This is a genomic window from Cytobacillus kochii (assembly GCF_020171845.1).
GTDB lineage: Bacteria > Bacillota > Bacilli > Bacillales > Cytobacillaceae > Cytobacillus > Cytobacillus kochii.
The window spans coordinates 33,644-53,420 of sequence record NZ_JAIVAM010000007.1 but is presented as its reverse complement, the minus strand read 5'-3'; the positions used below and the strand labels follow the sequence as shown (position 1 = coordinate 53,420).

21 protein-coding genes are annotated in these 19,777 nt (G+C 37.8%); 11 read left to right on the top strand and 10 right to left on the bottom strand.

The window, feature by feature from the left end:
* Window positions 1–14: 14 nt before the first annotated feature.
* Together LCM23_RS11425 and LCM23_RS11420 are read left to right on the top strand one after the other, a co-directional pair.
* Complete coding sequence (locus tag LCM23_RS11425; RefSeq protein WP_224937065.1) at window positions 15–1,487, top strand: aldehyde dehydrogenase family protein; 1,473 nt, start codon at window positions 15–17, stop codon at window positions 1,485–1,487.
* Window positions 1,488–1,503: 16 nt separating this feature from the next.
* A complete protein-coding gene (locus tag LCM23_RS11420) occupies window positions 1,504–2,904 on the top strand; it encodes an MFS transporter (protein WP_224937064.1) in 1,401 nt (466 codons plus the stop codon).
* Between the two features lie 143 nt (window positions 2,905–3,047).
* On the opposite strand, the gene LCM23_RS11415 is transcribed toward LCM23_RS11420, so the two are convergent.
* The 3 genes from LCM23_RS11415 to LCM23_RS11405 all read right to left on the bottom strand — a co-directional run bounded on the left by LCM23_RS11415 (window position 3,048) and on the right by LCM23_RS11405 (window position 5,633).
* Window positions 3,048–3,683 carry a DedA family protein gene (locus LCM23_RS11415; protein WP_224937063.1) on the bottom strand — a complete coding sequence of 212 codons (636 nt, stop codon included), beginning with the start codon at window positions 3,681–3,683 and terminating at the stop codon, window positions 3,048–3,050.
* 142 nt (window positions 3,684–3,825) lie between these two features.
* Window positions 3,826–5,031: an MFS transporter gene (locus LCM23_RS11410; protein ID WP_224937062.1), complete on the bottom strand. Its 1,206-nt coding sequence runs from the start codon at window positions 5,029–5,031 to the stop codon at window positions 3,826–3,828.
* A 20-nt stretch (window positions 5,032–5,051) separates the two neighbouring features.
* The gene (locus LCM23_RS11405; protein WP_224937061.1) at window positions 5,052–5,633 is read right to left on the bottom strand and encodes a TetR/AcrR family transcriptional regulator; all 582 of its coding nucleotides are present in this window, start codon (window positions 5,631–5,633) and stop codon (window positions 5,052–5,054) included.
* A gap of 230 nt (window positions 5,634–5,863) precedes the next feature.
* Here LCM23_RS11405 and LCM23_RS11400 point away from each other — a divergent pair, with 230 nt between their 5' ends.
* Complete coding sequence (locus tag LCM23_RS11400) at window positions 5,864–6,259, top strand: winged helix-turn-helix transcriptional regulator (RefSeq protein WP_224937060.1); 396 nt, start codon at window positions 5,864–5,866, stop codon at window positions 6,257–6,259.
* A 40-nt stretch (window positions 6,260–6,299) separates the two neighbouring features.
* Here the strand turns inward: LCM23_RS11400 and LCM23_RS11395 are convergent, their stop codons facing one another.
* Window positions 6,300–6,812: a type 1 glutamine amidotransferase domain-containing protein gene (locus tag LCM23_RS11395; protein ID WP_224937059.1), complete on the bottom strand. Its 513-nt coding sequence runs from the start codon at window positions 6,810–6,812 to the stop codon at window positions 6,300–6,302.
* Between the two features lie 242 nt (window positions 6,813–7,054).
* Here LCM23_RS11395 and LCM23_RS11390 point away from each other — a divergent pair, with 242 nt between their 5' ends.
* From LCM23_RS11390 to LCM23_RS11380, 3 genes are all read left to right on the top strand, one after another.
* Window positions 7,055–7,846: an amino acid ABC transporter substrate-binding protein gene (locus LCM23_RS11390; protein ID WP_224937058.1), complete on the top strand. Its 792-nt coding sequence runs from the start codon at window positions 7,055–7,057 to the stop codon at window positions 7,844–7,846.
* A gap of 61 nt (window positions 7,847–7,907) precedes the next feature.
* A complete protein-coding gene (locus LCM23_RS11385) occupies window positions 7,908–8,567 on the top strand; it encodes an amino acid ABC transporter permease (RefSeq protein WP_224937057.1) in 660 nt (219 codons plus the stop codon).
* Window positions 8,568–8,582: 15 nt separating this feature from the next.
* Window positions 8,583–9,329 carry an amino acid ABC transporter ATP-binding protein gene (locus LCM23_RS11380; protein ID WP_224937056.1) on the top strand — a complete coding sequence of 249 codons (747 nt, stop codon included), beginning with the start codon at window positions 8,583–8,585 and terminating at the stop codon, window positions 9,327–9,329.
* Window positions 9,330–9,665: 336 nt separating this feature from the next.
* On the opposite strand, the gene LCM23_RS11375 is transcribed toward LCM23_RS11380, so the two are convergent.
* Window positions 9,666–9,902: an indolepyruvate ferredoxin oxidoreductase subunit alpha gene (locus tag LCM23_RS11375; protein WP_224937055.1), complete on the bottom strand. Its 237-nt coding sequence runs from the start codon at window positions 9,900–9,902 to the stop codon at window positions 9,666–9,668.
* A gap of 251 nt (window positions 9,903–10,153) precedes the next feature.
* Between LCM23_RS11375 and LCM23_RS11370 the strand changes: the two genes are divergently transcribed.
* Both LCM23_RS11370 and LCM23_RS11365 read left to right on the top strand, forming a co-directional pair.
* Window positions 10,154–10,531, top strand: a complete 378-nt coding sequence (locus tag LCM23_RS11370) for an ArsR/SmtB family transcription factor (protein ID WP_224937054.1) — start codon at window positions 10,154–10,156, stop codon at window positions 10,529–10,531.
* Entirely contained in the window at window positions 10,528–12,861 is a 2,334-nt protein-coding gene (locus LCM23_RS11365) for a heavy metal translocating P-type ATPase (RefSeq protein WP_224937053.1), read from the top strand. The genes LCM23_RS11370 and LCM23_RS11365 overlap by 4 nt, the downstream gene beginning before the upstream one ends.
* Before the next feature lie 41 nt (window positions 12,862–12,902).
* Here the strand turns inward: LCM23_RS11365 and LCM23_RS11360 are convergent, their stop codons facing one another.
* A complete protein-coding gene (locus LCM23_RS11360) occupies window positions 12,903–13,097 on the bottom strand; it encodes a helix-turn-helix transcriptional regulator (RefSeq protein ID WP_224937052.1) in 195 nt (64 codons plus the stop codon).
* Window positions 13,098–13,213: 116 nt separating this feature from the next.
* Between LCM23_RS11360 and LCM23_RS11355 the strand changes: the two genes are divergently transcribed.
* Window positions 13,214–13,654, top strand: coding sequence for an NUDIX domain-containing protein (locus LCM23_RS11355; protein WP_224937051.1), 441 nt, complete (start codon window positions 13,214–13,216; stop codon window positions 13,652–13,654).
* Between the two features lie 142 nt (window positions 13,655–13,796).
* Here LCM23_RS11355 and LCM23_RS11350 read toward each other — a convergent pair whose 3' ends face one another.
* The 4 genes from LCM23_RS11350 to LCM23_RS11335 all read right to left on the bottom strand — a co-directional run bounded on the left by LCM23_RS11350 (window position 13,797) and on the right by LCM23_RS11335 (window position 17,617).
* Window positions 13,797–14,846: an NAD(P)/FAD-dependent oxidoreductase gene (locus LCM23_RS11350; RefSeq protein WP_224937050.1), complete on the bottom strand. Its 1,050-nt coding sequence runs from the start codon at window positions 14,844–14,846 to the stop codon at window positions 13,797–13,799.
* Window positions 14,847–15,008: 162 nt separating this feature from the next.
* The gene (gene modB / locus LCM23_RS11345) at window positions 15,009–15,686 is read right to left on the bottom strand and encodes a molybdate ABC transporter permease subunit (RefSeq protein WP_224937049.1); all 678 of its coding nucleotides are present in this window, start codon (window positions 15,684–15,686) and stop codon (window positions 15,009–15,011) included.
* On the bottom strand, window positions 15,667–16,473 hold the full coding sequence (gene modA / locus LCM23_RS11340) for a molybdate ABC transporter substrate-binding protein (protein WP_224937048.1): 807 nt from the start codon (window positions 16,471–16,473) through the stop codon (window positions 15,667–15,669). The genes modB and modA overlap by 20 nt, the downstream gene beginning before the upstream one ends.
* 85 nt (window positions 16,474–16,558) lie before the next feature.
* On the bottom strand, window positions 16,559–17,617 hold the full coding sequence (locus LCM23_RS11335; protein ID WP_224937047.1) for an ABC transporter ATP-binding protein: 1,059 nt from the start codon (window positions 17,615–17,617) through the stop codon (window positions 16,559–16,561).
* Window positions 17,618–17,717: 100 nt separating this feature from the next.
* Here LCM23_RS11335 and LCM23_RS11330 point away from each other — a divergent pair, with 100 nt between their 5' ends.
* Window positions 17,718–18,641 (top strand): helix-turn-helix transcriptional regulator, encoded by a 924-nt coding sequence (locus LCM23_RS11330; protein WP_224937046.1) that lies wholly within the window; start codon window positions 17,718–17,720, stop codon window positions 18,639–18,641.
* A gap of 479 nt (window positions 18,642–19,120) precedes the next feature.
* Window positions 19,121–19,771, top strand: coding sequence for an alpha/beta fold hydrolase (locus LCM23_RS11325; protein WP_224937045.1), 651 nt, complete (start codon window positions 19,121–19,123; stop codon window positions 19,769–19,771).
* Window positions 19,772–19,777: the final 6 nt, after the last annotated feature.

Below are 19,777 nucleotides of genomic sequence, written 5' to 3'. Positions count from 1 at the left end.
GGGGAGTGATTGTAATGCAGACCATAAATGAAATCGAACATTATTTAAATGTAATCAATGGAAAGCAATTGCCAGCTACTCAAGGAAAACAATTAACAAGTATAAACCCTGCAAATGGCAAGGTATGGGCGACAATCCCCTGTAGTACAGAAGAAGATATTGACTTAGCAATCAAGCATGCCAAACAGGCCGTCCCAGCTTGGTCGCAATTATCAGCAATGGAACGTGCAAAATATTTAAGAGAAATTGCGTTACAGGTTGAAAAGTATGGCGAAGAGTTAGCGATGTTAGAAACGAAGGATAATGGGTGGGTTTATCGGGAAACATTGCACGGTCTCATTCCATCATTAGTGAGTATTTGGTTAGACGCAGCAGGAGCGGCGTCACATGCCAATAAAGGTGAAACGGTCCAACTTGATGAGGAAACAATCGGGTACACGCTTAGGGAACCGTTAGGCATTGTTGTTGGTATTCTTCCATGGAATGCCCCATTATTTACCTTTACGATTAAAGCGGCGTATGCCCTTGCAGCAGGCAATGCCCTGATTATCAAACCTTCCGAGCATGCGAGTGTATCGAGCTTAAAATATACAGAGCTGCTTAATCAAATTCTTCCTTCGGGAATATTAAACGTCATCTCAGGAGATGGTTCTACAGGTTCGTACTTGGTCGGTCATAGAGATGTTGATCGGGTGACGTTAACGGGATCAGGTCAAACTGCTCGTGCGATTACAAAGAAGCTGGCACAATCGCCAAAGCCTGTCACTTTTGAACTTGGAGGGAAATCCCCCAATATTGTGTTCGCTGATGCGGATGTAAAGAAAGCGGCAAAAGGCGTCACATTAAATGGTATTTTCACGGGGAATGCTGGACAAATTTGTGTCGGCGGCTCTCGCATTCTTGTACAAAAAGACATCTTACCCGATTTTCTTCCTTTAATGAAAAAGTCCATTGAAGAGTCAATTCATTTTGGTGATCCTATGAATCTAGCGACATCGATGGGACCAATTGCGAACAATGTCCAATATAAAAAGGTTTGCGACTTTATTGAATTAGGAAAGCAGGAGGGGGGAGAAGTCATCTTTGGAGGAAATTACGGTGGGGAGAGCTTCTTTGACGATCAAGCAGATCTTCAAAAAGGATACTGGGTGGAACCCACGCTGCTACTAGTGAGGGATTCTTCTCTACGAATCTGTCAGGAAGAGGTTTTTGGTCCGGTGGCGGTCGTCTTGCCATTCGATAATGAAGAAGATGCCCTGCGTCTTGCCAATGATACAAGCTTTGGCCTCGGAGCGGGCATATGGACAAACAATTTAGGGAGAGCCCATCGTATGATGAAGAAAATTGATAGTGGAAATGTTTGGGTCAACACGTATCGAAGAGTAGGACCAGAATTACCGTTTGGTGGATTTAAGGAGAGTGGATTTGGTAAAGATTCCTTATTAGAGAACACCCGTGAAAAGGCGTGCGTGATCCATATCGGGTAATTAAGGAGGGAATGGAGTGGAGGAAAAGTCTGTTAATCGTTCGTTTCATATTCTTTGCATCGGCATTTTACTTGTCGTGTTTGCAGAGGCAACACACATCCCAGCTTATCCAAAAATGCTCGAACATTTCGATTTAACTGCAGGCTATTCTGTCTATATGCAGCTAGGGTTTGCTTTAGGATTAACAGGCTTTCAACCGATGATGGGCTGGTTGTCTGATTCGTTTGGCCAAAAAATAGTCATATTGATCGGTTCAGGATTACTAACAATCGGTTCGATTATGGTGGCCATTGCTCCATCTTTTTGGTTGTTGGTGTTCGGTTTATTTTTAAAAGGCTTCGCCGGAGCGGCTGTGATTCCTGCCGGCGTGAACTTTGTTGGTACCGTATATACCGATAGTATGCGTGGTAAAATGATGGGTGTGTATGGATTTTATACGGTTGTAGGTGGTCTCATTGGTCCTATATTAAGTGGGGTTCTCGTGGATCGCATCGGTTGGTCGTCTATCTTTTGGCTCTGCTCAGTCTTTGGTATTATTGCTTTCCTGCTGTTTACTTTTGGCGTACCTTCTGTACAAAGAAGCAAGAAGAGCACAATTGATTGGTTAGGCGTAATATTTGTCTTTCTTCTTTTAGCAGGTCTACTTACGATTCCAACATTTATCAATCAGTATGGTGTGACATCATGGATGTGGTCACCAGCATTAGTAGTTGCTGTTGTTTCATTCATCTTTTTAATTATCGTTGAAAAGAGGACTAAGCAACCGTTACTGGATATTGACTATGCAAAGACACGTCATTTTTGGGTTCCATCTATCATTGCTATTATCATGTACATGTCTTTTAGTAGTGTGATGTATTTATTAACGTTCTTCGTGCAAAGTGTTCAAGGCCATTCGTCTACGGTGGTAGGGTTATTGCAATTTCCATTATTCCTAACTATGGCTATATGCAACCTCATTAGTGGGCGTTTAATGAGTAAAACCCAACCAGTGCATTTAATTCTCTGCAGTATTTTCTTGCTGAATGGTGGGGTTAGCATGTTGATTTTTGCTAATGAGGATACCTCTTTTGTCTATTTATTTATCTCTATGAGTCTTATAGGTTCTGCAATTGGGACAGTAGGACCAATCGTAAAAGCACTCGTTGTCTCTCGGGCACCTGTTACAAGGGTTGGTGTGGTCTCCTTTACTTATTTAACGATAGAAAATGTCGCTTCTCGTGTAGGGGCATCGTTTGCTTTAGTTACTTTCGCAATCTTTGCTGCTGGAGGAAATGGCGCGAAAGGATTATCATCAACCGCAGTTTTACTGACAATCTTTACGACTTTGAGTCTTTTGTTCATCTTTCTCATGCCTAAAGGGGAAGAAAAAGAAGCCCCCGCATCTGTTTCTCAAAAACAAACGATAGAAAAATAGATAGATTTAGCATTGTTGCACTTCCTAATGGGAGTGTTTTTTTGTCTAAGATTATGGACGATGTTAAGAAATAGTCATCCTTTAAATAGTAATAAATGAAATTATTAATAAGGTTGGGTTACTACCATGTACAATGCTTAAATTTACTTCTTGTTAATTTTTCTTTTCATGAGGAAAAAAACAACCGGAATACTAAAAGGAATAAGCGAAAGTACCAAAAGTGAGGCAACAAGATGTTGTTCTACAATGGGCATTTGCCCCAATAAAAGTCCTGCTAATAACCAAAAAAACACCCAGAGGAATCCGCCAAGGGCATTATGTCTAAAGAAAGATCGATAGGAATAATTCATTATTGCACTTGCTAGCGGGACAGTTGTACGCATAAGTGGAATAAACCTAGCGATGATAATAGATATTTTACCGTAACGGGCCATAAATTGCTCAGCCCGTTGGAGTTGTGTTTCTTTTAATAAAATTGGCTTTAATCTTTTACTATTCCAGCCTTTGATTAATCTTCCAATAGAGAAGTTTTGGTTATCTCCACAGATGGTAGCAAGAAAGAAGGCAATGGCTAGTGTTTCGATATTCAAGCTACCCACTGCTGCAAGAGCGCCACTAGCAAATACAAGTGAGTCCCCTGGAATAAATGTAAGTACCACGAAGGCAGTTTTTAAATAAACAAGCAAAAATAACAGTACATATATATATAATCCATAAGAAGTAAGGAACTCCCCCAGTTGTTTATCAAACGTGCTCATCGTGTAAAAGAATGTTCCCATTATACCCGCCCCTGATAGTAGACTCATTAGAGGCATCATATTCATCCAAGGTGAAGAAAGAAATAAGGAATTCGCCCTTTTTTGTTATATAGAAAAAGAGTCATATGTGTTCCTTGACGGTGACACATAATGACTCTTTCAATTATTCTGCCGTGCTTTCAACAAACTCCTTCTCACGCCATATATATGTTATCCCTAAGCCCAGAAGCATGACTACACCTGCAAATAGGTAAGGATAATGGATATTTACATCGAATAGAATGCCTGCAACTGCTGGTCCGGCAATGTTACCGAGACTTGTGTAAGTTGAGTTCATTCCAGCGACAAAGCCTTGTTCTTTCCCCGCTGATCGGGAAAGGAAAGTGGTAAGTGCCGGACGTAGTAAATCAAATGCTAAGAAGATGAAGGCCGTCACTAATAGTACCATCCAAAATCCCGATATGACTGTTGAGGCAAATGCTAAGACAACACCCATGATTAAACAGGCCTGGATCACTTTTTTCTCTCCGAGTTTCTCGACCATTTTTCCGAATAAGAAAATTTGGACGATGACGCCGAATATCGAGCTGATAGTTATAATGATCGCAATATCTTGCGGTGTAAAGCCAAATTTATGGTCTGAGAATAAGCTAAATACTGTCTCATAGGCAGATAGACCGAACGCTAGGATAAAGACGATGATAAACGCAATAAAGTATAACGGATTGAACGAGCGTTTAAAATCTGCGATAAAACTGCTTTTCGTTGCATTTTCAGAAAGCTCTTTCATCTGCTCTTTTGTTAGTGGTTCTTTTAATATAAAGATAGATAAAATACAGGCAAAGAAGGCAATACCGGCTGCAAAGAAGAAAGGCAGGCGAATACCATACTCGGCGATAAAGCCACCGATTCCTGGCCCAATGATGAATCCAGTGCTAATAGCTGCTGACACGTAACCCATTGCCTTTGGTCGTTCTTTTAATGTAGTGATGTCGGCTACATAGGCTGTTACCCCAGGCATAATAAAAGCTGCACTGATTCCACCCAAAATTCTTGATAGATATAAAGCAGAAATATGAGTACCTAATCCAAAAACCAATTCACTGATAGCGAATAGAAATAACCCGATGGTAATGATTTTTTTTCGGCCAAATCGGTCAACGAATCTACCTGCAAATGGGGAAGTAATCAATTGAGCGAAAGCAAAGACAGCGACTAAATAGCCCATTGTACTTCCAGATAAATGCATAATATTCATAAATGAAGGCATGACTGGAATAATAAGTCCGATGCCTAAAAAGGCAATGAAAATATTACTTAATAAAATAAGTAAGACAGCTTTTTGTTCTTTTAACGGTTTTTGTTCCATTTGAAACACCTCTTTTTTTCTCAACGTATCGAGATGCCTCTCCAGAATACTTTCCATGAGGCTTCTAGTTTTTCTTGTAATCGTTTTGTATCACTCATATAGACAAGCTCAAGCATGATGCTATCGACAACACCAAAGAATGCGAGTGTAGGTATGCGTGGGTGTTCTGCATGCAATAGCCCTTCATTTATCCATTTCCGAAATTTCTCCTGTAATAAGGCTTGTGTTTTTTCTTCTATATCAATGACTTCAAGGTCAACCTCTTTTTGTAGATGAGCTGGTGGGAAGAATGACATTCTTAGCCAGAACTTCAGTTGCTCATTTTGTTGAAAGAGATCTACAATTAGTTGTAAAAATCCATATAAATCTTCTTCTGGTTGCGAGCTTCGTAGGTTACTAAAATATTGTAATTTGCTTAGTAGTTCAGTTTCTTTGGCATCATGTAACACTTGAAGAAATAAATCATCTTTACCGCGAAAATGCGCATATAATGACTGTTTCTTCATGCCGACTTCTTCTGCTATTTGGGAAAGGGAAGCACCTTCATATCCATGAATCGTAAAATATTTCAAAGCTGCTTCCTTTATATCATCACTTTTCATTTCACTCACCTCTGATTAACGAACGTTCGTAAGTTATCTTATCAGAGGGGTTAAGTAAAAGCAATAAAAATTAGTTGGCAAATTTCAGCAATATGAGTAGCTTTAATAAGTGAAAAAAATTATTTGGAATCTGTGGATGATGTGATAGAAATACCATTAGATATACACGGGGGTTGATATGTTAAAATAAACTCTTAAAGGATGGATAGTTGCGAGAGAGGTGGATATTCATGTGTGAGTCTCTTCGGGAAGATATAAAAGACAAGCTAGAAAGTGGTTATTACCACTGTGCGAAGGAGTTCACTTTATCAGTGATAAGTGGCAAGTACAAAGTTGTGATCCTTTGGCATTTAGGTATAGAAGGTCCTTACCGTTTTAATGGTCTACAAAAGCTTTTTGATGGTGTATCACATAAAACACTATCTAATCAATTAAAAGAGTTAGTAGAAGATGGGATGATCAGTAGAAAAGTGTATCCAGAGATGCCGCCGAAAGTGGAGTATTCTATGACGGAATTAGGTTATTCACTATTACCTATTATTGAAATGATGTATGAATGGGGTACGAACCGCATCCAACAGCTACAAGAAGAAGGCATATTAAAAACCAGCTTTGAGGAGAAGTAATCCTAAGCTGGTTTTTAATGTTTGTTAAGCTTTAACCTTATTAGTTATTTAATAATTTTAATGCTTCACGATTAAAAGCAGGTAAGTCATCTGGTGTACGACTTGTTACAAGTTGCTGATCAACAACTACTTCTTCATTGACAAATTGAGCCCCAGCATTGATTAAGTCTTTACGTACAGAAATGAAGCTCGTCACCCTTTTTCCTTCTAATAAATCTGTATCAATTAAAAATTGAGGTCCATGACAAATAGCGAATACCGGTTTGCCTTCTGCGATAAAATGTTTCGCAAATCTGGCGTGGTCAGGATTAATTCTTAATAAATCCGGAGAAAACCCTCCAGGAATAAGCAAAGCGTCAAAGTCTTCTGGACTAACTTCATCAAGCCCTTTATCTACAGTGAAATTTTGGCCATTTTTTCCTCTGATTTCTTTTCCTGCTTCAGCATTTACAATGGACACCGTGTGGCCAGCTTTTCTCATTTTCTCAGCCGGATCAGTGAATTCAATTTCTTCCACCATATCTGTTACAAGTGCGGCAATTTTTTTACCCATTCAGTATCACTCCTTCTTTGTCATCTATTCTTATCGTAAATGGTTAAACAACAAATGTGAAGAACGCACTTTCGTTACACATAGTTACATTAAAGTAACTATGAAAAATCAGAATATACATTCGATTTGCATATATTAAAATAATGATTGACATAGATTTGACTCATATGGTAGATTTATTTTATCACTCTAATATATTAGTATACTAAAGTATTTTATATATTATAAATGGGGGCTTAATCATGGGGAAAAAATTAACGCTTTTTGTTTTATCACTTTTAGTAGTCGGGTTTTTAGCTGCTTGCGGCTCAACAACATCTAGTGAGGAAAAAGGTTCAGAAGAAGGAAAGGAAATCGTTATCGGAATAGATGATAAGTTTGCACCAATGGGGTTCAGAGATGAAAATAATGAGATTGTCGGTTTTGACATTGATTTAGCAAAAGCGGCAGTAGAAAAAATGGGTGCAACACCTGTCTTTCAACCGATTGATTGGAAAACAAAGGAGTCTGAATTAAGTAGTGGTCGTATCGATCTCATATGGAATGGTTATACGATTACAGATGAAAGAAAAGAGAAGGTCTTATTTACTAAGCCATATTTAAGTAATGCACAAGTGGTTGTGACACAGGCAGATTCTAATATTCAAACGATTAATGATTTAGAAGGAAAAGTAGTAGGCTTACAATCATTATCATCGGCTGCTGATGCCTTAAGTGGAAATGAAATTAGTGAAAAAGTAAAAGAGGTTACAGAGTTCTCTGATAATGTACTAGCATTAGCGGATTTGAGAAATGGCCGAGTTGATGCAGTAGTCATTGATGAAATTGTCATTGATTATTATATGACAAAAGAAAATGAAAACTTTAAAGTTCTTGAGGAATCACTGGCACCAGAAGAGTATGGTATTGGTGTGAAAAAAGGAAACGATGAATTGTTAGCAGATTTACAAACAGGATTAGATGAATTGATTGCTGATGGTACGGCGGCAGATATTTCCGAGAAATGGTTTGGTGAAGATTTATTATTGAAGTAAATGAATAACAGCAGGTTTTCCTAATTGGAGGAAACCCTGTTTTGTTTTTGGAGGATGAACGATGTCACTTGATTATATTATGACGTTACTTAAACCTATGCTAGAAGGCGCGCAAATTACAGTGTTACTCTTTATCATTGCCATTATTGCCTCAATTCCACTTGGATTTTTATTAACACTAGCAGCTCGTAGTAAGATAAAGCCTTTAACTTGGTTTGCCCATACGTATATTTATGTGATGCGGGGAACACCATTACTACTACAATTATTATTTATTTGTTTCGGGTTACCAATGCTTCCAGTCGTAGGTGAATATTTAGTCCTTGATCGGTTTGTTGCCGCATCTTTAGGGTTCATCTTGAATTATGCCGCTTATTTTGCTGAGATATTTCGCGGGGGCCTAATTTCAGTAGATAAGGGTCAATATGAAGCTGCGCATGTACTAGGGTTAAATCGTTGGCAAACAATGACACGTATCATCATTCCTCAAATGATCCGAGTAGCATTACCAGCGATTGCGAATGAATCAATTACGTTAGTAAAGGATACAGCGTTATTATATGCAGTCGCTGTTCCGGAACTTTTACACTTTGCTCAAACGGCAGTCAATCGTGATTTTACTATCATGCCATTCTTCTTAGCGGGCATCATTTATCTATTGATGACACTTGTACTCTCGTTTATTTTTAAATGGATTGAAAGAAGATTTAGATACGCATAGGAAGGAGCGCTTAGTATGACAGTTATTTCTGTGGTTGATTTAAAAAAGTCATTCGGTAAAACAGAAGTATTAAAAGGAATCAACCTTAATATTAAGAAAAATGAAGTTGTGTCAATTATCGGTCCTTCAGGTTCAGGAAAAAGTACGCTACTTCGCAGTATGATTAAATTAGAAGAAATCAACAGCGGTTCTATCATGATTGATGGGGAGGCATTAGTCGAAGATGGAAAGTATGCTAAACCTCAAAATGTGAAAAATATGATCGCAAAAATGGGTATGGTGTTTCAACATTTTAATTTATTCCCACATTTATCCGTCCGAGAGAACTTAGAAATCGCACCGAAAATGGCCAAAATGGGGACAAAAGCGGAAATCAGACAACGAAGCGAGACTTTATTAGCTAAGGTAGGATTAAGCGAATGGATGGATGCCTTTCCTGGTAATTTATCCGGTGGGCAAAAGCAACGGGTGGCCATTGCAAGAGCTTTAATGATGGAACCAGAAATTCTATTGTTCGATGAACCAACCTCGGCATTGGACCCTGAGCTAACCGTTGAAGTATTGCAAGTAATGAAGGATTTAGCGAAAGAAAAAATGACGATGATCGTCGTTACCCATGAAATGGGCTTCGCCAAAGAAGTCTCAACAAAAAGCATATTTATGGATCAAGGTGAAGTCGTTGAAGAAGGTAAGCCAGATCAATTATTCATTTCACCTCAACATGAGAGAACAAAAGCGTTTCTAAAGAGAAATCTAAAATAAAGTCTTACACCCTCTATCTAATTGGTAGAGGGTGTTACTGTGCTGACTTAAACGATTCAGAAGAGGAACAAGAATAAAAGAAGTTTCCTTCGAAGCAATGTTAAACGAGACAGAATAAGTAAAGAGTTAGCAGTCTGCCCCGAATTGAAACTAATTAGATCAGGTCTACTAAGGAACAAAGAAACTCGCCACTTTTAGGAAAAGAATAAAAAGGAGTCAAGTGCTTCGCAAAAAAAGAAACCTGTTCTACCAAAGCAACGGCTTACCACCAGCTATAGTTTAAATACAAAAATGTGAACGGAGTGCCATTGTTTGTACACTCCGTTCACATTTTCATTAGGCATCAAAATAGGCTTTGGCCTTCGCAATAAAAGACTCTTCCTCATCAGGTACATCTTCTTCATAGAAGATAGCATCTACTGGACAAACAGCTTCACATGCTCCGCAATCAATACAAATTGAAGGATCAATCAAATATTGATCTTCCCCTTTTTCAATGCAATCGACTGGGCATGAGTCAAGGCAATCAGCAGCTTGTTCATCAATACAAGGAGATGTAATTACATACGCCATTTTTCTCTTCCCTCCCAACGTTTAGATCTGAAGTGTTTTCTTCACAAATGTGTGTCTATTGTATAATTAAATATTTTTATCTGTATTCCTCTTTTCTCCAGCGTTTAAACCTATTTTTGGTAATTAGTATGGAGTATTAAGGAAGTGCTATTATTTTTTCAAATATTCTTCATTTTCCTTTGACAATAACCACTTCCATTACATAGACTGAAGTTATAATCAAATATTCGTTTGAATGAGGTGCTTTTATTTTGGTTGCCAAGGTGAAGCTAGATGCTGAAGTTTGTGAAGTTATTTGTAATGATGAAGAGAAGGTTAGTCGAGTCAAACAAGAAATGAGCGATATAACAGGCCTTGAGCTAATCTTTAAAGCTTTATCGGATGCTACACGTATAAAAATTGCTTATGCTCTTACAATAGAAGAAGAACTTTGTGTATGTGATGTTGCAACAATCATTGATTGTTCAATGGCAACAGCCTCCCATCATTTAAGATTATTAAAAAATATTGGGTTAGCGAAATTTCGAAAAGAAGGAAAGCTTGTTTATTATTCTTTAGATGATCTCCATGTGAAACAATTAATTCAGATTGCCTATATCCATCATCAAGAAGGGCGGCCAAATCAATGAGTGAAGGTGAAGCTAAACAGAACTATCGGATTGAAGGATTTTCATGCGCTCATTGTGCGGGGAAATTTGAGAAAAACGTACAAAACATACCTGGAGTGAAAGAAGCGCATGTGAATTTTGGTGCTTCTAAACTTTCAATTGTAGGAGATGCCTCTCTTAGCGACATTGAAAAAGCGGGTGCGTTTGAAAAACTTAAAGTCATTCCTGAACAAAAAATAAATGAAAAGACTTATCGTGTACAAGGATTTTCCTGTGCAAATTGTGCTGCTAAGTTTGAAAGAAATGTAAAGAATTTGTCTGGTGTACAAGATGCCCATGTGAATTTTGGTGCAAGTAAACTCTCTGTACAGGGGGAGGTATCGATTGCAGAGTTAGAACAAGCAGGCGCTTTTGAAAATCTAAAGGTGGCCGAAGAGAATGCCTATGTCGGATTAAATGAAAAGGAGCCAACCTCTTTTATAAAAAAATACAGTCGTGTGCTTATTGCTAGTTTGTTTGTTCTGTTTGGCTATCTATCTTGGATTGGGTTTGGAGAGAGCCATTATCTTACGGTTTCAATGTTTCTTTTCTCAATAATTATTGGTGGCTTAGATTTATTAAAAATAGGGGTAAAGAATCTAATAAAGCTAGACTTTGATATGAAAACATTAATGACTGTAGCCGTCATTGGCGGGGCAATCATTGGCGAGTGGGGAGAAGTAGCTGTTGTTGTCATTTTGTTTGCTATAAGTGAAGAACTTGAGCGTTATTCGATGGAAAAAGCCAGACAGTCTATTCGCTCGCTCATGAGAATTGCTCCGAAGAAGGCAATAATTAGAAGGAGCGGTATAGAGCAGGTTGTGTCTGTTGAAGAAATTCTAGTTGGCGATATTATGTTAGTAAAACCAGGACAAAAAATTGCCATGGATGGCCTGATTGTTAAAGGTATATCATCCATCAATCAGGCATCGATTACTGGTGAGTCCATTCCAGTTGAAAAAGGTATAGATGATGAGGTATTTGCAGGTACATTGAATCAAGACGGTTATTTAGAAGTGAAGATTACGAAATTGGTCGGTGATACGACTATTGCCAAAATCATTCATTTAGTAGAGGAAGCACAGGGTGAAAAAGCACCTGCACAAGCTTTCATCGATCGTTTTGCGAGATACTACACACCAGTTATTATGTTAATAGCTGTCCTCATTGCCATCATCCCGCCATTATTTTTAGATGGGAGCTGGGAATCTTGGGTTTACCAAGCATTAGCTGTTTTGGTTGTAGGTTGTCCTTGTGCTCTTGTCATTTCGACACCAATTGCACTCGTTTCAGCAATCGGTAATGCAGCTAGACACGGCGTTCTCATTAAAGGTGGTATCTATTTAGAAGAGTTGTCGCATATACAAACAGTAGCTTTTGATAAAACAGGGACGTTAACAAAAGGAGAACCGGTTGTTACTGATTTTAATGTGCATGATGATGAGAAAGAAAGTGATGAATGGCTACGAATGATTGCTAGTATTGAAAAACTTTCCCAACATCCATTAGCTTCTGCTGTTATTCATTTAGCAGATGAAAAAGGGTTAAAAGGTAAAGACTTTGAAGTAACAGACTTTGCTTCACTAACAGGTAAAGGGGTCCAGGCAAAGATAAATGGAGAAAAATATTATATTGGAAACCCACAACTTTTTACACAATTACAAGTAATGCCTGAGACTATAGGTGAAATGATTGGAAGACAACAAAGCGAAGGAAAAACAGTCATTGTTTTCGGAACGGAAAAAAAGATACTCGTGACAATGGCCATTGCTGATGAAATCCGTCAAATAAGCAAAGCAGTAGTAGAAAAGCTACACCAATTAGGGATGAAACAAACGGTGATGTTAACAGGAGACCATCATAAGGCAGCCAGTAGAATCGGGGAATTAGCTGGGGTATCGAAAGTGTATGCAGAATTATTACCGGAAGAAAAATTGGCACTGGTAAAAAGACTACAAAAAGAGTCAGGACATGTGGCAATGGTCGGTGATGGCGTAAATGATGCCCCTGCTCTTGCTTCTGCACAAGTGGGAATTGCGATGGGAGGAGCAGGTACAGATGCTGCCTTAGAAACGGCGGATATTGCTCTCATGGGTGACGATTTATCAAAGCTCCCATTTGCGATTAAGTTAAGTAGAAAAACCATGAGAATTATAAAAGGAAACATTACCTTCTCACTTACGATTAAACTCATTGCTCTACTACTTGTTGTCCCAAGTTGGTTAACTTTATGGATTGCAATTGTAGCAGATATTGGTGCTACTTTAATTGTAGCCTTAAATAGTATGCGCTTAATGAAAGTGAAAGAGTAGTGGGAGGCGTAAAGCCTCCTTTTTGCTTGAATAGGAGTATATTATTTCAGTTGCTCTATTGTTTTTCCGAAAAATTCTGCAAACTTCATTAAAGTTTTTTCCTTTGGATTTGCTTGATTCAATTCATACCGTGAAATCGTACGGGCACTAATGCCGATGTGCTCACTTAATTCCTTTTGCGTCATATGCTTCTTTAATCTTTCTACTTTTAAGTTGAATCCTAATTGTTTAGACATAGAGGCTCCTTGTATTTTATGGGTATAATTAACTGGTTATATAGTACCATAAAAAATGAGTTTTTTCAGTATTATTGTGCATTTACACTGTGCTAATAGGAGAAAAGGTGGGTAAGATGGAAATAAGAAATGCGAGTAGAGCGATCATGATAGAAGATGAGCGCTTGTTATTAGTTAAATGTATGGATGAATTGGGTATTTTTTATGTTTTTCCTGGAGGAGGACAAAATCACGGGGAAACCCTTGAAGAAACAGTGAAAAGAGAGTGTTTAGAAGAAACTGGAGCTATTATAAAAGTAGGAAACCTTCGTTATATTCGCGAATATATAGGGGGAAATCATGAATTTACATCGCAACATAAGAATGTACATCAAGTTGAATTCTTCTTCACCTGTCATCTGGTAGACCAGAATGATGCCATACTGGCAGATGATCACCAAGTGGGGATAGAATGGATACCAATAAAAAGCCTTGAGGCACTTCGGATCTATCCACTAGAGCTAACAAAATACCTACTCGATGATCACTCTCCCGTATATCTTGGGGATGTGAACTGAGATTAAAGAATGTAGTTTATAAATCAATTTGTCTAATTGCCATGCCTATTTAGAAAATGGTCAAAAGTATCGATACTTTTGACCATTAATGAAAGCGAATATTTTACACTTTCTCCATATAGGATCTATTTATAACGTGAAATTATTTATAGATTTTCTTCTTCAATTCTTTATTCCGCTCACTAAACAATTCGTTATGTGAAGAAACCATTCCGAATCCATTGGCTTCTGGATCGATGTATGTCTTCGCATGGTTAACAGCATTGGCAGCGTCTTGGAAGGCGCCGGCAATGAGGTGAACTTTACCATCATGCTTCAGAATATCTCCTGCAGCATATAACCCAGGGATAGATGATTCACTTCTGCTACTACCTGCAATATAAAAATCATCAATCATGTCAATTTGCATATCACAATTATTGAGGAGTGCTGAGTCTCTTTCGTATCCATGGTTGATAATTACATCATCTATCGCAAGGGTTGATACCTCACCCGACTCATGATTAGTTAACTCCACATACTCAATACGGTCCTGTCCATCACCAGCAACAAGCTTAGTAATAGAAGAGTGGAAAATGACCTCAGCTGAGCTATTCTTAAGTTGTTCTACTTGTGCCTCATGTCCGCTGAGTTCACCTTTACGGTAAGTCAAATAAACTTTTTTTGCATAAGGAACAAGTTCATTTGCCCAATCGACAGCTGAGTTTCCTCCACCTGATATCACAACCGTTTTATCACGGAAGCTTTGAATGGATTTAACTGTATAGTGAAGATTTGATACTTCATATTTTTCTGCACCTTCGATTTGAAGCTTCTGTGGTTTTAAAATACCCCCACCTACAGCGACAATGACCGTTTTGGAATAATGTATTTGTCCTGATGCGGTATGTAGATGAAAGATACGGTTGTCATCTTGGTCGATTTTTACAATTTTTTCATTTAATACAACAGTGGGATCAAATGTTAAGCCTTGAGTAACGAGTTGTTCGATTAGTTTCTCACCAGGTACAGGAGCTAGGCCACCTACGTCCCAAATCATCTTCTCTGGGTACACATGGATTTTCCCGCCAAGCTGTGGTTGAAATTCAATAATCTTGGTCTTCATGGAACGTAACCCACTATAAAAAGTAGAATACAAGCCTGCTGGACCTCCACCAATAACCGTCACATCAAATAACTCATGCTGTTCCATCTTGATCCCTCCTAAATTCCGCAATTGATTATCATTCTCATTAAAGGATAACGCTTTTTTCCCTTTTCTGCAAGAGAAACTTCCTACTTTTTCATTATAAGATAAATAGGCCAATGGATTTAACAAAAAATCGCAGAGTGTGTGGATATCTCTACGATTTTTTTATTCCTTTACTCTAATCGTTAAAAGGATGATAAATGAAATAATAATCATAGCCCCTACCCATAGCCAAGCCATGGTCATTTGTCCGGAATCGATGGCTAGATAGATAGCAATAGGGATCGTTTGTGTTTCACCAGGAATATTACCTGCAAACATCAATGTTGCGCCAAATTCGCCTAGTGCTCTGGCAAAGCTTAAAATAGCGCCAGAAATGAGCGCCTTAGAAGCTAATGGAACAGATATTAGCCAAAATACTTTCCAATCATTTGCACCATCCACACGTGCTGCATCCTCGATATCACGATCAATACTGAGAAAGCCAGATTTAGCTGATTGATACATTAAAGGGAAAGAGACAACGATGGCGGCAAGGACTGCAGCCCACCAAGTGAAAATAATAGGTCTGTCGAATAGCCAAGTTATGGCTTGACCAGCCCAACTATTTTTACCAAAGATGACAATTAATAAGAAGCCAACGACAGTCGGTGGCAGTACCATTGGCAACATTAAAATCGTTTCGACGACTGCTTTACCTTTAAAAGACCTCCTTGCTAGAAAATAGCCAGCAATTGTTCCAATTATAACGACGATTATTCCAGCGAGAATGGCAATTTTTAATGAAATCCATATGGGACTTAGAAAGGTTGAACTGGTTATATTATTGAGCAGTGAATCCATATTCCTCAAAGACCTTTAATGCTTCATCAGATTGTAAGAAGGTATAGAATTCTTTCGCTGCATCGTAATTTTTCGTGTCTTTTACGATACCAACAGGGTAAATAATTGGTGTATGTGTATCAGCACCTGCTGTATCAATAATTTCAACCTTATCAGAAGCGAGTGCATCTGTTTTATAAACAATACCTGCATTTACGTTACCGGTTTCCACATAAGAAAGAACTTGTCTTACATCTTTTGCGTAAACCGTTTTAGCTTCTAGTTCGTTCCATAAGCCCATATTTTCAAGTGATTCGACACCGTAAGCACCAGCAGGAACAGATTCAGGTGTGCCAAGTGAAATTTGTTCAACTTCCTTTTTTGTTAAATCTGTAAAACCTGTTAGATTTTCTTCATCGGCTGGAGTGATTAACACTAAGCTATTCCCTAATAAATCAACACCATCTTCTTTTGCAATATTTCCTTCTTCTACTAAAATATCGAATTTATCTTCTGCAGCTGAGAAGAAGAGGTCAACGGGTGCCCCCTGGGATATTTGCTGTTGGAGAGAACCTGATCCACCGAAATTGAATGTGAGTTTTGTCTCAGGGTGTTGTTCTGCGTACATTTCATCTATTTCTGACATGGCATCTTGCAAACTAGCAGCAGCAGAAATGGTTAATTCTACCGGTTCTTTTTCTTTATTATTCGTTTCTTTTAGGGCAGTTTCTCCTTCATTTGAAGAACACGCTACGGTAAATAAAGTAACTAAGAGCAATAAACAAATCAGCTTTAAATGTTTTAACAAGTTGAATCATCTCCATCTTTCTTCTAATTAATTATATCTTTTTATATCTTATTATAACTAGTTATGAAATAAAATACTTTTTATACTAAAGGATCACTTTTTTTGACTCTTTATCAAATAGGAGGAGATGTTCACCAGTGAGTGATAAAGGTAATGGGTCACCTTTACTGAAGGATAATAACCCAGGTGCTTTTATCGTTAAATGAATGCGGTTGTGTTTTGCATAAATTATAGTATCTGCACCAAGAGTTTCTAAGTCTTCAACGGTGGCGGTCAAGAGTGGATTATATTCATCTATGATTAAATGCTCTGGACGAATGCCGACTAGTGCCTCCCTAGTTGTTCTTAAGTTTTCACGTGAGAAAATAGTCGGAATTCCATCAATTGTAATGCCATTGGATTCGACCTTTCCTTCTAAAACATTGATACCTGGTGATCCAATAAAGCTGGCGACAAAGAGATTAGCAGGCGTTTCATAAATTTCATGTGGTGTACCCACTTGTTGAATACTTCCATCTTTTAGTACGATAATACGATCAGCCATTGTCATTGCTTCTGTTTGATCATGTGTGACGTAAATGGTCGTAGTTGCTAGCCTTTTATGCAAAAGTGTAATTTCTCTGCGCATTTGTGTACGCAGCTTGGCATCCAGGTTAGAAAGTGGTTCATCCATTAGAAAAACGGGATTATCGCAAACGATTGCCCTAGCAAGGGCTACCCGCTGCCTTTGTCCGCCCGATAGATCTGTCGGTTTTCTTGTTAATAAACCTGTTAAGCCAGTAATCTCTGCAGCTTTCAACACTTTTTTCTTAATATCAGTTTTCTTTTCTTTCCTCATCTTTAAACCGAAAGCGATATTTTGATATACTGTCATATGAGGATATAATGCATAATTTTGAAAGACCATTGATAGATTACGTTCTCTAGTAGGGACGTTATTCATTTCTTTCCCATCAATTATTAATCTTCCAGAAGTGATGTTTTCTAAGCCGGCTATCATTTTTAGGATCGTTGATTTTCCACAACCAGATGGACCAACAAAGACAATAAACTCTTGTTCTTTTGTTTCAAAGTGGAAATCTTTTATGACCGGTTCACCTGAATGATAAGATTTAGAAATATGTTCAAAGATTAATTGTGTCATTTTGCTCACCTTTTAATTAGTTATAATTAGTTATTGTTAATTATAATAAAAACATAAACAAAAAACGAATCCTTTTTGAAATATCCTGGAGGTGATACTTTTGACGAACGATGCATCTTATACAATAGAAGAAGTTTCACAATTATTAAAGGTTTCAAAGTTAACAGTATATGATCTTATTAAAAAGGATCAACTTCCTGCTTATCGTGTAGGGAGGCAAATGAGAATTGATGCCGTCGACTTGGAGCGTTACAAATCCAAGAGCAAAACGGGTATCACCAAGAATAAAGCTGTGAAAGAAGTAAAAGAGAAAGTTCATTCAATTGATGATGGTCATGTGATTATAAGTGGACAAGATATTGTTTTAGATATACTAGCTAAGCATATAGAAAATGAAAAAGGACAACCGCCATTAAGGCTATATAGTGGTAGCTTGAATAGTTTATTTTCGATGTATCGTGGAGAATGTAATGTCGTTAGTTGTCATTTGTTTGATGGTGATACAGGAGAATATAATACATCTTATGTGAAGAAAATTCTTGTCAGTCAACCGTTTATTCAGCTGAATCTTGTTTACCGTACGGCGGGTATTTACGTACAAAAAGGAAACCCTCTGCATATTCAAGGATGGGCAGATCTTGGACGTGCGGATGTTACCATCATGAATAGGGAAGTTGGCTCTGGCGCAAGAGTGTTATTGGATGAACAACTTAGAGTTCATGGATTCAATGCGAGCAAGCTTAATGGGTATGATCATGTGTTAACAAGCCATTACTCAGTGGCTTCAGCTGTCGCGAGTGGTCAGGCGGATATTGGTATAGGTATTGAAAATGTAACAAAAATGGTCAATGTTGACTTTATTCCATTAATATCTGAGCAGTATGACCTTATCATTCTTAAAGAAAATCAAGAACTTGTACAATTGTTGAAAGAAACGGTTAATTCCCCAAGTTATAAAAAGGAAATCGAACAGCTATACGGCTATGATTTAAGCAAATGTGGAGAAGTTATTTATGAATCATAAGTGAAGAAGAACCTATTGTCAGAAAATTAGACAATAGGTTTTTTTGTAGATCATAAAAAGCTTTTACCTACAGTCCCTTATTTCTATGGTAAAATATTTATTGAAAATTATGATTCTTTTGAGTGGGGATAGGTATACATATTTGTGGATAATCATTCAAGCTAATCCAACCCATGTTAATGGGATGATTAAGGTGTGTTCGGATGGATACCGGGTGACCTATAAGGAATGATACACGAAGGAATATATTGAGAAAGTAATCAGTGATTTTTATCATGATGCTAAAGTTTCAGCAGAAGTTGAAACAAGGAATCGACAATGGGGACGTTCCGTTGTAGCGGTAACAATGAGCATGAAAACTCTGAGATATGCGCGGTATATAAGAAGAAAAAAGAGTTGGTGAAATTTAGCTCGAGGTAATCAACTAAACAAAGTAACTAAGCTACAGGGCATAATTAAAAATCGGTGGTGAGAAACGGATGAAACTAGTTTTTTTGCATGGATTAGGCCAGACCAATGATAGCTGGATAAAGGTTAAGAAGTTTATGGGGGACGGATACGATGCTAGGCTCATCTCTATAGATGAATTAGTGAAAACATCTGAAACTATTACTTTCAATCAGTTATCTAAATCTTTAACTAATGTGCTTCATACAATAGATGGCCCGTTTATCATCATTGGACTATCATTAGGAGGATGTTTTGCATTACAACAATCCCTTATCACAAACCCTCATTTAAAAGGTATGGTATTATCGGGAACGCCATACTCCTTAGTAAATGGATGGAAGATTAAAAGCATATTTCAGTTGCAAAAATATATATTTAAGCTCATACCAGCAAAAGTATGGAGGAAGCAAGGGATAGAAAAATCAACCATCATTCCCCTTTACCAATCAATGGAAAGTTATGATTTATCTCATTCATTACATCAAATCAATATTCCTACCTTAGTATTGGCTGGTTCTAAAGACCGTATAAATATGCCTACTGCAAAAGAATTGGCAGAATTGATTCCTCATGCGCAATTACAAATCATAAATAATGGTAGCCATGAACTGAATACACAAATGCCGCAACAGTTTGCAGAGGAAGTGGATACTTTCTTAGCGAATGCGGATTTAAAATAAGCGATT

Bases quoted from the DNA above. Each gene is read 5' to 3' on its own strand.
- LCM23_RS11425 (WP_224937065.1), top strand. From the start codon at position 15: ATGCAGACCATAAATGAAATCGAACATTATTTAAATGTAATCAATGGA.
- LCM23_RS11415 (WP_224937063.1), bottom strand. From the start codon at position 3,683: ATGGGAACATTCTTTTACACGATGAGCACGTTTGATAAACAACTGGGG.
- LCM23_RS11410 (WP_224937062.1), bottom strand. From the start codon at position 5,031: ATGGAACAAAAACCGTTAAAAGAACAAAAAGCTGTCTTACTTATTTTA.
- LCM23_RS11405 (WP_224937061.1), bottom strand. From the start codon at position 5,633: ATGAAAAGTGATGATATAAAGGAAGCAGCTTTGAAATATTTTACGATT.
- LCM23_RS11400 (WP_224937060.1), top strand. From the start codon at position 5,864: ATGTGTGAGTCTCTTCGGGAAGATATAAAAGACAAGCTAGAAAGTGGT.
- LCM23_RS11395 (WP_224937059.1), bottom strand. From the start codon at position 6,812: ATGGGTAAAAAAATTGCCGCACTTGTAACAGATATGGTGGAAGAAATT.
- LCM23_RS11390 (WP_224937058.1), top strand. From the start codon at position 7,055: ATGGGGAAAAAATTAACGCTTTTTGTTTTATCACTTTTAGTAGTCGGG.
- LCM23_RS11385 (WP_224937057.1), top strand. From the start codon at position 7,908: ATGTCACTTGATTATATTATGACGTTACTTAAACCTATGCTAGAAGGC.
- LCM23_RS11380 (WP_224937056.1), top strand. From the start codon at position 8,583: ATGACAGTTATTTCTGTGGTTGATTTAAAAAAGTCATTCGGTAAAACA.
- LCM23_RS11375 (WP_224937055.1), bottom strand. From the start codon at position 9,902: ATGGCGTATGTAATTACATCTCCTTGTATTGATGAACAAGCTGCTGAT.
- LCM23_RS11365 (WP_224937053.1), top strand. From the start codon at position 10,528: ATGAGTGAAGGTGAAGCTAAACAGAACTATCGGATTGAAGGATTTTCA.
- LCM23_RS11360 (WP_224937052.1), bottom strand. From the start codon at position 13,097: ATGTCTAAACAATTAGGATTCAACTTAAAAGTAGAAAGATTAAAGAAG.
- LCM23_RS11355 (WP_224937051.1), top strand. From the start codon at position 13,214: ATGGAAATAAGAAATGCGAGTAGAGCGATCATGATAGAAGATGAGCGC.
- LCM23_RS11350 (WP_224937050.1), bottom strand. From the start codon at position 14,846: ATGGAACAGCATGAGTTATTTGATGTGACGGTTATTGGTGGAGGTCCA.
- modB (WP_224937049.1), bottom strand. From the start codon at position 15,686: ATGGATTCACTGCTCAATAATATAACCAGTTCAACCTTTCTAAGTCCC.
- LCM23_RS11335 (WP_224937047.1), bottom strand. From the start codon at position 17,617: ATGACACAATTAATCTTTGAACATATTTCTAAATCTTATCATTCAGGT.
- LCM23_RS11325 (WP_224937045.1), top strand. From the start codon at position 19,121: ATGAAACTAGTTTTTTTGCATGGATTAGGCCAGACCAATGATAGCTGG.